Annotated in this window: 11 protein-coding genes; 10 read left to right on the top strand and 1 reads right to left on the bottom strand. The window is 61.9% G+C overall.

The window, feature by feature from the left end:
- Positions 1 to 81: 81 nt before the first annotated feature.
- The 10 genes from tkt (at position 82) to AB8A23_RS13265 (ending at position 10,007) form a co-directional block, all read left to right on the top strand.
- Complete coding sequence (gene tkt, locus AB8A23_RS13310) at positions 82 to 2,067, top strand: transketolase (protein WP_439059501.1); 1,986 nt, start codon at positions 82 to 84, stop codon at positions 2,065 to 2,067.
- A gap of 128 nt (positions 2,068 to 2,195) precedes the next feature.
- Complete coding sequence (gene gap, locus AB8A23_RS13305; RefSeq protein ID WP_092144873.1) at positions 2,196 to 3,206, top strand: type I glyceraldehyde-3-phosphate dehydrogenase; 1,011 nt, start codon at positions 2,196 to 2,198, stop codon at positions 3,204 to 3,206.
- Positions 3,207 to 3,236: 30 nt separating this feature from the next.
- Positions 3,237 to 3,374, top strand: coding sequence for a hypothetical protein (locus tag AB8A23_RS13300; RefSeq protein ID WP_231079731.1), 138 nt, complete (start codon positions 3,237 to 3,239; stop codon positions 3,372 to 3,374).
- Positions 3,375 to 3,398: 24 nt separating this feature from the next.
- On the top strand, positions 3,399 to 4,589 hold the full coding sequence (locus tag AB8A23_RS13295; protein ID WP_231079730.1) for a phosphoglycerate kinase: 1,191 nt from the start codon (positions 3,399 to 3,401) through the stop codon (positions 4,587 to 4,589).
- Between the two features lie 62 nt (positions 4,590 to 4,651).
- The gene (locus AB8A23_RS13290; protein WP_175368325.1) at positions 4,652 to 4,909 is read left to right on the top strand and encodes a hypothetical protein; all 258 of its coding nucleotides are present in this window, start codon (positions 4,652 to 4,654) and stop codon (positions 4,907 to 4,909) included.
- A 181-nt stretch (positions 4,910 to 5,090) separates the two neighbouring features.
- Entirely contained in the window at positions 5,091 to 6,158 is a 1,068-nt protein-coding gene (gene fba / locus AB8A23_RS13285; RefSeq protein WP_315843266.1) for a class II fructose-bisphosphate aldolase, read from the top strand.
- Positions 6,159 to 6,324: 166 nt separating this feature from the next.
- A complete protein-coding gene (locus AB8A23_RS13280; RefSeq protein ID WP_439059502.1) occupies positions 6,325 to 7,350 on the top strand; it encodes a class I fructose-bisphosphate aldolase in 1,026 nt (341 codons plus the stop codon).
- 2 nt (positions 7,351 to 7,352) lie between these two features.
- Positions 7,353 to 8,036 carry a thiamine phosphate synthase gene (locus AB8A23_RS13275; RefSeq protein ID WP_439059503.1) on the top strand — a complete coding sequence of 228 codons (684 nt, stop codon included), beginning with the start codon at positions 7,353 to 7,355 and terminating at the stop codon, positions 8,034 to 8,036.
- A 7-nt stretch (positions 8,037 to 8,043) separates the two neighbouring features.
- Positions 8,044 to 9,114 (top strand): tetratricopeptide repeat protein, encoded by a 1,071-nt coding sequence (locus AB8A23_RS13270; protein ID WP_439059504.1) that lies wholly within the window; start codon positions 8,044 to 8,046, stop codon positions 9,112 to 9,114.
- Between the two features lie 101 nt (positions 9,115 to 9,215).
- On the top strand, positions 9,216 to 10,007 hold the full coding sequence (locus tag AB8A23_RS13265; protein WP_439059505.1) for an inositol monophosphatase family protein: 792 nt from the start codon (positions 9,216 to 9,218) through the stop codon (positions 10,005 to 10,007).
- Positions 10,008 to 10,072: 65 nt separating this feature from the next.
- Here the strand turns inward: AB8A23_RS13265 and AB8A23_RS13260 are convergent, their stop codons facing one another.
- Entirely contained in the window at positions 10,073 to 13,231 is a 3,159-nt protein-coding gene (locus tag AB8A23_RS13260) for a multidrug efflux RND transporter permease subunit (RefSeq protein ID WP_439059506.1), read from the bottom strand.
- Positions 13,232 to 13,234 lie beyond the last annotated feature (3 nt).

Raw genomic sequence — 13,234 nt, 5'->3', positions numbered from 1 at the left:
GCGATCCCAACATCTCGCTGCAGACCGCCCCTCTTGCGGACGCAGAATATTCCATTCCCTTCAATTTAGACGGAAACCGACATGGCGCAGGTTGATCACTCGAAAATGGCCAACGCGATTCGTGCCCTCGCCATGGACGGCGTGGAAAAGGCCAAATCCGGTCACCCTGGGCTGCCGATGGGCGCCGCCGACGTCGCCACCGTGCTGTTCACACAGTTCCTTAAATTTGACGCGGCCGATCCGAAGTGGCCGGATCGCGATCGCTTCATCCTCTCGGCCGGCCACGGCTCGATGCTGCTCTATGCCCTGCTCTATCTGACGGGCAACAAGGAGATGACGCTCGACCAGCTGAAGAACTTCCGTCAGCTGCATTCGAAGACCCCCGGCCATCCCGAGAATTTCCACACGTCGGGCGTCGAGACCACGACCGGCCCGCTCGGTCAGGGCATCGCCACCTCCGTTGGCTTCGCGCTCGCCGAGCGCATGCTGGCCGCCGAATACGGCGATATCGTCGATCACTACACTTACGTGCTGTGCTCCGATGGTGACCTGATGGAAGGTGTCAGCCACGAAGCTCTGGCCATGGCCGGTCATCTCAAGCTGTCGAAGCTGATCTTCCTTTATGACGACAACGGGATTTCCATCGACGGTCCGCTGTCGCTTGCCGACAGCGTCGACCAGGTCGCACGCTTCAAGGCCCATGGCTGGAATGCCGTGCATGTCGATGGCCACGACCAGGTCGCCATCGCCGCTGCGATCAAGCAAGCGCAGGCGTCCGACCGCCCATCGATGATCGCCTGCAAGACCAAGATTGGCTTTGGCGCACCAACCCGCGCCGGTACCTCGAAGGCCCACGGCGAACCGCTCGGCGCGGAAGAACTCGCAGGCGCCAAGAAGGCACTGGACTGGAATTACGGCCCGTTCGAGGTGCCCGATGATATCCTGCAGGCCTGGCGCAATGTCGGCAAGCAGGGCGCATCGGCGCACGCGGACTGGCAGAAGCGTTTTGATGCCCTTCCGGACGACAAGCGCAGCGAATTCACCCGCCGCAACGATCACGTTCGACCGACAGCCATAGCGGACGCGATCCTCACGCTGAAGAAGAAGCTGATCGCCGAGCCGCAGACCGTCGCGACCCGCAAGGCGAGCGAACTCGCGCTCGAAGCGCTGGTGCAGGTCATGCCGGAAATGGTGATCGGTTCAGCCGATCTCACGCCATCGAACAACACCCGCACCAAGGGCGCCATCGAAGTGAAGCCCGGCGAATTCAAGGGTCGCTACATTCACTACGGCATTCGCGAAATGGGCATGGCCGCAGCCATGAACGGCATCGCGCTGCATGGCGGCTTCATCCCGGCCGGCGCGACCTTCATGTGCTTCACCGACTATGCGCGACCGGCGATGCGCATCTCGGCGCTGGCGCAGATCCCGGTCATCTACATCATGACCCACGACTCGATCGGCCTTGGCGAAGACGGCCCGACCCATCAGCCGGTGGAGCATCTGGCGGCGATGCGCGCGATGCCGAACATGCGCGTGTTCCGCCCCGCGGACACGGTCGAGACTGCCGAATGCTGGCAGCTCGCCATGGAGAAGACCAACGGCCCAACCATGCTGGCCCTGTCGCGCCAGAACCTGACGCCGGTGCGCACCACCCATCACGACGACAATCTTTGCGCCGCTGGCGGCTATGAGTTGATCGCGGCCAAGGGCAAAGCCGCCGTGTCGATCTTCGCCTCGGGTTCGGAAGTCGAGATCGCAGTCGCTGCGCAGAAGCAACTGGCCGACAAGGGCATCGCGACGCGGGTCGTATCGGTCCCCTCGCTCGAACTACTGCTGGAGCAGCCTGAAGAGCGCCAGAAGGCGATCATTGGCGACGCGCCGATCAAGATCGCCGTCGAAGCCGCGGTCCGGTTCGGCTGGGATGCCGTGATCGGACACGACGGCACCTTCATCGGCATGAAGGGCTTCGGCTCGAGCGCGCCAGCCAAGGAGCTTTACAAGCTGTTCGGCATCACGGCCGAGGCCGTGGTCGAGGCTGCAACCAGCAAGCACAACGCGGCTTAACTCTATCGGAACGCTGGTAAATTTGACACATTGCACCAGCGTTCCATTCAGGGCATGAAACGCCCGTCACACGTCACTATATGAAGGCCCTCACGCGAGGTTTGAGCCTAATAAAAGGGAGAAGTTGAATGGCAGTCCGGGTTTCGATCAACGGTTTTGGCCGCATCGGCCGCAACGTCCTGCGGGCGATCTACGAGTCCAAGCGCACCGACATCGAAGTCGTCGCCATCAACGATCTGGGGCCGGTTGAAACCAACGCCCACCTGCTGCGCTTCGACAGCGTGCATGGCCGCTTCCCCGGCGACGTCACCGTCGACGGCGACAGCATCCAGCTCGGCAACGGCAACAAGATCAAAGTCACTGCGGTGCGCGATCCGAACACGCTGCCGTGGAAGGATCTCGGCATCGATATCGCGCTCGAATGCACCGGCATCTTCAGCGCCAAGGCGAAGGCGACGTCGCATCTGACCGCAGGCGCCAAGCGCGTGCTGGTTTCGGCTCCGTCCGATGGTGCTGATGCCACGATCGTCTACGGCGTCAACCACAAGACCCTGACCAAGGAGCATCTGGTCGTTTCCAACGGTTCGTGCACCACCAACTGCCTGGCGCCTGTCGCCAAGGTGCTGAACGAGACCGTCGGTATCGAAACCGGCTTCATGACCACGATCCACGCTTACACCGGCGACCAGCCGACGCTGGACACGCTGCATAGCGATCTCTATCGCGGCCGCGCCGCTGCGATGTCGATGATTCCGACCTCGACCGGCGCCGCGAAGGCCATCGGCCTTGTGATGCCCGAACTGGCCGGCAAGCTCGATGGCGTTTCGATCCGCGTGCCGACCCCGAACGTCTCGGTGGTCGATCTCAAGATCATCGCCAAGAGGAGCACCACCAAGGAAGAGATCAACGAAGCGATCAAGAAGGCTGCGGCCGGCGAGCTGAAGGGCGTGCTCGGCACCACTTCGCACCCGAACGTGTCGATCGACTTCAATCACGATCCGCATTCGTCGACCTTCGCCTTCGACCAGACCAAGGTGCAGAACGGCACGCTGGTGCGCGTGCTCTCCTGGTACGACAACGAGTGGGGCTTCTCCAACCGCATGGCCGATACCGCCGTCGCGATGGGCAAGCTGCTCTAAAATATACTTGGCAACGAACAGGAGACTGGAATGGCACTTCCGTGGTGGATTGTTATTCCAGTCGGCATCCTTTTCGTTGCCTTTATCGTTTTCGCGCTCCGCCAAGGCGCGACGGTGAATACTGACCCTGAAAGTACACCGCCGAGCTATCCGGGCGAGCAACCTTAAACTTCAAGAACGGCCCAATCTCGCATGGCAACATTTCGCACCCTCGACGACGTCGATGTGAAGTCCAAGCGCGTTCTCGTGCGCGTCGATCTCAACGTACCCATGGATGGTGGCAAGGTTACCGACGCAACGCGGCTTGAACGCATCGCGCCGACCATCACCGAAATTTCCGACAAGGGCGGCAAGGTCATCCTGCTGGCGCATTTCGGCCGCCCCAAGGGCCGCGACGACAAGAACTCACTGAAGCCCGTTGCTACGGCACTTGCCGATGTGATCAAGAAGCCGGTCGCCTTTGCCGACGACTGCGTCGGCGACGTCGCAGCCAAGGCCGTTGGCGCCATGAAGGACGGCGACATTCTCTGCCTCGAGAACACGCGCTTCCATTCCGCTGAGGAGAAGAACGATCCGGCTTTCGTCGCCGAACTCGCCAAGCTTGGCGATATCTGGGTCAATGATGCATTCTCGGCTGCACATCGCGCCCACGCCTCCACCGAAGGCCTCGGCCACAAGCTGCCCGCCTATGCCGGCCGCACCATGCAGGCCGAGTTGGACGCCCTCGGCAAGGCGCTGGACGCGCCGACCAAACCGGTGATCGCCATCGTCGGCGGCGCCAAGGTCTCGTCGAAGATCGATCTCCTCGAAAATCTCGTCACCAAGGTCGATGCGCTCGTGATCGGTGGCGGCATGGCCAACACCTTCCTGCATGCGCAGGGTGTCAAGGTCGGCAAGTCGCTGTGCGAGAAAGATCTTGCCGCCACCGCGCTGCGGATCATCGACAAAGCTGAAGCGTCGGGCTGCGCCATCATCCTGCCGGTGGACGCCATCGTCGCATTCCACTTCGCCGCCAATACCCCGTCTCACGCCTACGGCCTTGATGCGATCCCAGATGAGGGCATGATCCTCGACGTTGGTCCGCAGTCGATCGAACGCATCAACTCGGCCATCGACGATGCCGCCACGCTGGTCTGGAACGGTCCGGTCGGCGCGTTTGAAATGACGCCGTTCGATCGCGGCACGGTTGCCGGCGCCAAACACGCCGCGGCGCGCACCAAGGCGAAGAAGCTGATTTCAGTAGCCGGCGGCGGCGACACGGTGGCCGCGCTCAATCACGCCGGCGTCGCCGATGACTTCTCCTACATCTCGACCGCCGGCGGCGCCTTCCTCGAATGGATGGAAGGCAAGCCGCTGCCGGGCGTGGAAGTATTGAAGAAGTAGCAGCGGTACATTTTTGCCCGCAAGACTTGTGGGCGCCGCAATGTTTATGGTATGTTCTTTCTATGAGCGAGAATGTGCAAACAGCAATGTTCGAGATCCTGAAGAAAATTCAGGGTGATGTTGCTGCGTTTCGCGGGGCGGCCGATAAACGTTTCGAGCAAGTCGATAGCCGTCTGGAGCGCGTCGAGACGTTAGTGCGCAAACAACGCCGTGATGGCGCTGCGATGCTGGTCATGATGCGTTCAGCAGCCGGTGATTTCGAAGAGCGGCTTGCAGCCGTAGAGCAGCAGATCGCTTTGCTAGACGCCAGCGAGCACTGACGTTCGGAAATACTAACGCGTTGGGAATTCCATTAGCTGGAACGCTGGGCCATCGTGGCGATTAACGTCGGCTTGTATGCGCGACTGATGGCGTCTTGGATTCGCCGTCTCCTCGCGCTAAGAGCCATATATCCCTCGGCGCGGCGTTTGCGCCTGTCCCAATTTACAAGGAGCTTCCTGCATGGCCCGTATTACGTTGCGTCAACTGCTCGATCACGCGGCAGAACACGATTACGGAGTGCCGGCCTTCAATATCAACAATATGGAACAGGCGCTGGCGATCATGGAGGCCGCATCGGGTGTCGATGCACCTGTGATCATCCAGGCCTCCCGCGGTGCCCGCTCCTATGCCAACGACATCATGCTCAAGCACATGATGGACGCGGTCACCGAAATCTATCCGCATATTCCCGTTTGCGTGCATCTCGACCACGGCAACGAAGCTGCAACCTGCATGACCGCAATCCAGGCCGGATTCACCTCGGTGATGATGGATGGTTCGCTGAAGGCAGACGGTAAGACGGCGGCGGACTGGGACTATAATGTCGGCGTGACCAAGACCGTCACCGACATGGCCCATCTCGGCGGCATCTCGGTGGAAGGCGAACTCGGCGTACTCGGCTCGCTGGAGAGCGGCATGGGCGAAGCCGAAGACGGCCACGGCGCCGAAGGCCAGCTCAGCCACGACCAGTTGCTGACCAATCCCGACGAGGCCGTGAAGTTCGTCAAGGAAACCCAGGTCGACGCCCTGGCAATCGCCATGGGTACCTCGCATGGCGCCTACAAGTTCACCCGCAAGCCGGACGGCGACATTCTCGCCATGAACGTGATCGAGGAAATCCACCGCAAGCTGCCGAACACCCATCTGGTGATGCACGGCTCGTCCTCGGTGCCGCAGGACCTGCAGGACATCATCAACAAGTTCGGCGGCCAGATGAAGCCGACCTGGGGCGTGCCGGTGTCGGAAATCCAGCGCGGCATCAAGCACGGCGTGCGCAAGATCAACATCGACACCGACAACCGGATGGCCATGACCGGCCAGATCCGCAAGGTGCTGAGCGAGAACCCCAGCGAATTCGACCCGCGCAAATATCTGAAGCCGGCGATGGAAGCGATGGTCAAGCTCTGCAAGCAGCGCCTGCAGGAATTCAATACCGCCGGCCAGGCCAGCAAGATCAAAAAGGTGCTGACCACGGCCGAAATGGCCAAGCGTTACGCATCGGGCGAGCTGAACGCGAAGATCGCCTGAGCCCAAACTGCCAATTGACTGTGTTTCAGCCTGCCATACTGCCTATGGCAGGCTGAATTTTTGCCGGAATCGGATGCGGACGGGCTCATTGGCCGGCCAGATGCTCGGATTTTGCCCGAGAACGGTCTAGATTGACCTGCAGGACTAGCCCGCTCAGGACATGCCCATGAATCTCGCCGAACTCAACAAAATCGCCCGCGCCATGACCGCGCCGGGCAAGGGCTTGCTTGCCGCAGATGAATCGTCAGGCACGATCAAGAAGCGCTTCGATGCGATCAGCGTCGAGTCGACCGAGGACAACCGCCGCGATTATCGTGAAATGCTGTTTCGCTCGCGTGAGGCGATGAGCAGCTACATTTCCGGCGTGATCCTCTACGACGAGACCATCTGGCAAAACGCCAAGGATGGCACGCCGCTGGTGCGGCTTATCGAGGAAGCCGGCGCCATTCCCGGCATCAAGGTCGATGAGGGCACGCAGGCCTTGCCGAACTGTCCCGGTGAGCTCGTCACAGCGGGCCTCGACAAGCTCGCCGAGCGTCTTGCCAAATATTACGCGCGCGGCGCGCGCTTCGCAAAGTGGCGCGCGGTGATCGATATCGGTGCCGGGATTCCCTCGATGACCGCAATCTCCGTCAACGCGCATGCGCTCGCCCGCTATGCCGCGCTATGCCAGGCCGCACAGATCGTCCCGATCGTCGAGCCCGAAGTGCTGATGGACGGCGATCACGACATCGACCGCTGCGTCGAGGTGACGCAACGCATGCTCAACAAGACGTTCCAGGAATTGCGAGTCCAGCGGGTCGCGCTGGAAGGCATGATCCTGAAGCCGAACATGGCCGTCTCGGGCAAGAAGTCGAAGACGCAGGCTGGTGTGGCTGAAGTGGCCGAGAAAACCGTGCGCATGCTGAAGAACTGCGTGCCCGCATCGGTGCCCGGCATCGCATTCCTCTCCGGCGGCCAATCTGACGAAGATGCGACCGCGCATCTCGACGCCATGAACAGGATCGGCAGCCTGCCCTGGCCACTGACATTCTCCTATGGCCGCGCGCTTCAGGCAGCGCCGCAAAAGGCATGGTCCGGCAAAGCCAACAATGTGCCCGCCGGTCAGCAGGCCTTCACCCATCGTGCACACATGAATTCACTCGCCAGCAAGGGCGAGTGGACGACTGATCAAGAACAGAAGGCGCTATAATCTTGGCTTCCAAACCCGTCCCGCCGCCGCCGATGCCGCGCCTCTATCTCGCGACTCCCGTCGTCGAGGATCCATCAGCGCTGGCCGCGAACCTGCCTGCTCTTCTTGAGAAAGCAGATGTCGCTGCCGTCCTGGTGCGACTGGCGACGACCGACCAGCGCACCATGATCACGCGCATCAAGGCGCTGGCGCCTGTCATCCAGACCAACGGCGCCGCGATGCTGGTCGAAGGCAATGTCGAGCTCGTCGCACGCGGCGGCGCCGATGGCGCGCATCTGCCCGGTCTCGCTGCCCTGCAGGATGCACTCCCCTCGCTGAAGCCCGATCGCATTGCAGGCTGCGGCGGATTGTCGACGCGCCATAATGCGATGGCAGCGGGCGAGGCCGGCGCCGATTACGTGTTGTTCGGCGAACCCGACCCGAACGGCCAGCGCCCATCGGCTGACGCCATTGTCGAGCGCCTTCAGTGGTGGGCCGAATTGTTCGAACCGCCTTGCGTAGGCTTTGCCACAACGCTCGATGAGGCCAGGGAATTCGCAGCTGCCGGCGCTGACTTCGTGCTGGTCGGCGAGGTCATCTGGAACGACGCGCGCGGCGCTGCTGCAGCCTTGATGGACGCAGAGAAGGCAATCCAGCAGGGATACGCGACGCTCGTCTCGGGGCAGTCCAAGGTCGAACAGGAATAACGCCGGAATGAAAGTTCTGCGTTCCCTCACTGTAATTGCCGGCTGCCTGACCTGGGCAGCCAGCGCGACCGCGCAGATTTCGCTGACACCGCCGGGGGTGCAAACGCCACCACCGGCTGCAAGCAAGGCAGCTCCAAAAAAGGCGCCGGCACCGGCGAAAGCGCCAACAGCAGCGAAGAAAGCTCCTACGCCGCCTGCTGAGAAGCCCGCGCAGCCTGCAGAAGCCGCACCAACCGACCCCAATGCCGACCTGGTCTATGGCGCCTATCAGCGCGGCCAGTACAAGACCGCCTTCGACCTCGCCAGCAAGCGCGCGCAGGAGAACAACGACCCGAAGGCGATGACCATGCTTGGTGAACTCTATGCCAATGCATTGGGCATCAAACGCGACTATGCGAAAGCTGCAGAATGGTATCAGCGCGCGTCGGAGCGCGGCGACCGCGAGGCCATGTTCGCGCTGGCGATGCTGCGACTGTCGGATCGCGGCAATGTCGGCAAACGCGATGAGGCCGTGAAGCTGCTGGCGTCCTCCGCCAAACTCGGCAATCCCAAGGCCGCCTATAATCTGGCGTTGCTCTATCTCGACGGGCAGACGCTGCCACAGGACGTCAAGCGCTCGGCCGAACTGCTCCGCGTTGCCGCCGATGCCGGTAACCCCGAAGCGCAATACGCGCTGGCGACGTTCTACAAGGAAGGCACCGGCGTCGAGAAAAGCATCGACAAGGCGGTCCGCCTGCTCCAGGCGGCGTCGCTGGCCGACAATGTCGACGCCGAGGTCGAATATGCCATTGCGCTCTATAACGGCACGGGAACCCCCAAGAACGAGGCTGCGGCCATCGCCCTGCTCCGCAAAGCCTCCAAACAGAACAGCCCGATCGCCCAGAATCGCCTCGCCCGGGTGCTGGCGCTCCGCACCAATACAGACGACCGGCTGGAAGGTCTGAAATGGCACATCGTCGCCAAAACCGCCGGAAAGGGGGACCTGATGCTCGACGAGCTTCTGGCCCAGGCCACCCCCGAGGAAAAGACCAAGGCCCAGGAAGCCGCCAAGAAGTGGCTGGGCACGACCCAGAAATGACCCCTGTAGCGATCTTGCCTTGACGAGATGCCGCCCGCAGGGCACCCATCGCCTCAGCAACCCCAATCAGACCTGCCGTCAGGTCGTCGTGAGACGAACGCATGATCAATTCAGCCCTTATGAACGTGATGGTGAAAGCCGCGCGCCGCGCCGGCCGCAGCCTGAAGCGCGACCTCGGCGAGATCGAGAACCTGCAGGTCTCCATGAAGGGCCCCGCCAATTTCGTCAGCCTCGCCGACAAGCGGGCCGAGGAGATGCTCTATACGGACCTCAACAAGGCCCGCCCGGGCTATGGCTTCCTCGGCGAGGAAGGCGGCAACCGCGAGGGTACTGACAAGAGCCATACCTGGATCGTCGATCCGCTCGATGGCACCACCAACTTCCTGCACGGCATCCCGCAATTCGCAGTCTCGATCGGTCTGGCGCGCGAAGGTCAGGTGATTGCCGGCCTGATCTACAATCCGGCAAATGACGAGCTCTATATGGCCGAGAAGGGCTCGGGCGCGTTCCTCAACGACACCCGCCTGCGCGTCGCCGGCCGCAAGCAGCTCAACGAATGCGTCATCGCCTGCGGCCTGCCGCATATCGGCCGCGGCGACTTCGAACTGTCACGCAACGAAATGGCCGCGTTGCAGCCGAAGGTCGCCGGCCTGCGCCGCTTCGGCGCGGCTTCGCTCGATCTGGCCTTCGTCGCAGCCGGTCGCCTCGATGGCTATTGGGAGCGCAACCTGCAGCCTTGGGATATCGCTGCCGGCCTGATCCTGATCAAGGAAGCCGGCGGTACTGTTGGCGATATCAATGGTGGTGATGTGCTGACGACCGGCAACGTCGTTGCCGGCAACGAGTTCATCCACGACGCTCTGACGAAGATCCTGCGGCCGCTGACAAAGTAAGATTGATCGCTCGAATAGAAAAGCCCGGATGGCGTTGCGCCATCCGGGCTTTTCGTTTGATTGCCTTAGCTGTGCGACACGGACGGCGATGCGGTCGGCGCGTCCTGCTTTGCGTCTTCCGTCTTCGGCGCCTTGTCCGGCGAGAACAGCCGCTGCACCGACACGAAGAACACCGGCACCATCAGCAGCGCCAGGATCACCACCGCGATCATGCCGCCGGTCACCGACGTACCAAGCGCCTGCTGGCTGGCACCGCCGGCGCCCGATGCAACGACCATTGGCAACACGCCGCAGATGAAGGCGAGGCCGGTCATCACAATCGGGCGGAAGCGCAGGAAGCAGGCTTCCATCGTGGCATCCACCAGTGACTTGCCCTGCGCGCGCAGGTCCTTGGCGAATTCGATAATCAGAATCGCATTCTTGGCCGCGAGACCGATGATCGTAATCAGACCGACCGTAAAGTACACGTCGTTCGGCAGGCCACGCAAATTCGCCGCCAGCACGGCGCCAACGATGCCGAGCGGCACCGTCATCAGCACGGCCACCGGGATCGTCCAGCTCTCATAAAGCGCTGCGAGCACCAGGAACACCACCAGCGCCGAAAGCGCGAGCAGGAACGGCGCCTGCGAGCCGGACAGCTTCTCCTGCAGCGACTGGCCGGTCCATTCAAAGCCGAAACCGCGCGGCAACAGGCCAGCCAGACGTTCCATCTCCTTGATGGCGTCGCCGGACGTGAAGCCGGGCCGTGCTTCGCCGGAAATTCGCACTGCCGGATAGAAGTTGAAGCCCGCGATCTGGGTCGGTCCCTTCGCCCATTCCACAGTGGCGAAGGACGAGAACGGCACCAGCTGCCCGCGGCTGTTCTTGACATTGTAGTTCAGGATGTCGGCCGCGTTCATCCGGTTGGCGGCCTCGGACTGCACCACGACGCGCTGCATACGGCCGCGGTTCGGGAAGTCGTTGATGTAGTTCGAGCCGAGATTGGTCGAGATCGTGCTGTTGATATCCTCGAAGGTGACGCCGAAGGCGCCTGCCTTTTCGCGGTCGATCATCAGATTGACCAATGGCGCCGGCGGCAGGCCTTCGACGAACACCTTCTGCAACACCGGGCTGGCATTGGCGTCAGCAATCAGCTTGTCAGATGCAGCATTAAGCGCGACGAACCCCTTCTGGCCGCGGTCCTGGAGGCGGAAGCTGAAGCCTGAAGAGTTGCCGAGGTTATCGATCGGCGGCGGTTGCAAAGCGGAGATCTTGGCGTCGCGGATCGACGACAATTCCCGATTGATATCGTTGACAAGCGCCGCCGCGGAATCGCCCGGCGGGCGCTCCGCCCAGTCCTTCAGGGTAATGAAGGCCTGCGCGGTGTTCATGCCCTGGCCGAGGAAGCTGAAGCCGGTGAGGAACACAACGCTCTCGATACCGGAACGCTTTTTCAGATATGCCTCGACCTTCTCGATGGCGCCTTCGGTGCGAGCGAACGAGGAGTCCGACGGCGTCTGCACGTCAGTGGTGATGAAGCCCTGATCGTCGATCGGCAGAAAGCCGCCCGGCATCCGCATGAAGCCCCAGGTCAGTCCGACGAGCAGCGCGACATAAACGATCAGCAAGCGTCCGGTGCGCTGAATCGACCAGCCCACCGTCCTCGAATAGCCGTCGCGGGTAGCGTCGAGCTTGCGGTTGAACCAGCCGAACACGCCCTTCTTGGCATGGCCGTGTCCTTCCTTGATCGGCTTCAGGAAGGTTGCGCAAAGCGCCGGCGTCAGCGACAGCGCCAGCAGCGCGGAGAACGCGATCGAGGCGACCATGGTGACCGAGAACTGGCGGTAGATGATGCCCACTGAGCCGGGGAAGAACGCCATCGGCACGAACACGCCGATCATCACCAGCGTGACACCGATGATGGCGCCGGAGATCTGGCCCATCGCCTTCTTGGTGGCTTCCTTCGGCGGAAGTCCCTCCTCGCTCATGATCCGCTCGACGTTCTCGACCACGACGATTGCATCGTCGACCAGGATGCCGACAGCCAGCACCATGCCGAACATGGTCAGCATGTTGATCGAATAGCCGGCCAACAACAGCATCGTGCAGGTGCCGAGCAGCGCGATGGGCACGACGATGGTCGGGATCAGCGTGTAGCGGAAATTCTGCAAGAAGATGAACATCACGATGAAGACGAGGACAACCGCCTCGATCAGCGTCATCACCACCTTCATAATCGATGCTTTGACCACCGGCGTGACGTTGTACGGAATGTCGTAAGCGATGTTGGCAGGGAAGAAGTTCGACAGCTCCTTCATCTTGGCTTCGATAGCCGAGGCCGTCGCCAGCGCGTTGCCCTTCGGGGACATCAGCACCGACAGGCCGGCCGTCGGCTGGCCGTTCAGGCGCGTGGTAAATTGGTAGCTGAGGCCGCCGATCTCGATACGGGCGACGTCGCGGAGCCGCACGGTCGAGCCATCGGAATTGGCGCGTAGCACAATGGCGCCGAATTCTTCCGGCGTGGAGAGCTGGCCTTTGACGAGCACCAGCGACGACGTCTTGGTGGTCGCTGTCGACGGCTCGGCACCGACGCTGCCGGAGGCAACCTGGGCGTTCTGCGCCGTGATGGCCTTGTTCACGTCGTCGGAAGTCAGATTGTAGCCAACGAGTTTGGCGGGATCGACCCAGACGCGCAGCGAGCGCTCGGTGGAATACAGCGAGGCACGGCCGACGCCCGGAATACGACGAATTTCACCGAGGATGTTACGGATCATGAAGTCGCCGAGGCCGACTTCATCCAGGCTGTTATCGGTGGAGCGCAGCGTGATGATGTTCAGCACCGCGGCAGAGGCTTCCTCGACCAGGATGCCCTGCTGGATCACGGCACGCGGCAGACGCGCTTCCACGCGCTTCAGGCGGTTCTGCACTTCGACCGACGCCTGGCTGGTATCGGTGCCGGGCTGGAAGTTCGCGATGATCTCGACGGCGCCAAGCGAGTCGCTCGTCGATTCGAAGTTCAGGATGCCCGCAGCGCCGTTGAGCTCCTCTTCAATCAGCCGCGTCACACTGTTGTAGAGATTCTCCGGCGACGCACCAGGATAGCTGGTCGAGATCGAAATCGATGGCGGCGCGATGATCGGATACTGCGCAATCGGCAGTTGCGGAATCGCGATGGCGCCGAAAAGACAAATGAAAAGCGCGACGACCCAGGCAAAAATCGGCCTGTCGATGAAAAAACTAGCCATGTC

This window comes from Tardiphaga sp. 619_E2_N8_4 (genome assembly GCF_051810905.1).
Lineage (GTDB): Bacteria > Pseudomonadota > Alphaproteobacteria > Rhizobiales > Xanthobacteraceae > Tardiphaga > Tardiphaga robiniae.
This window is presented reverse-complemented; position numbering and strand designations above follow the sequence as displayed.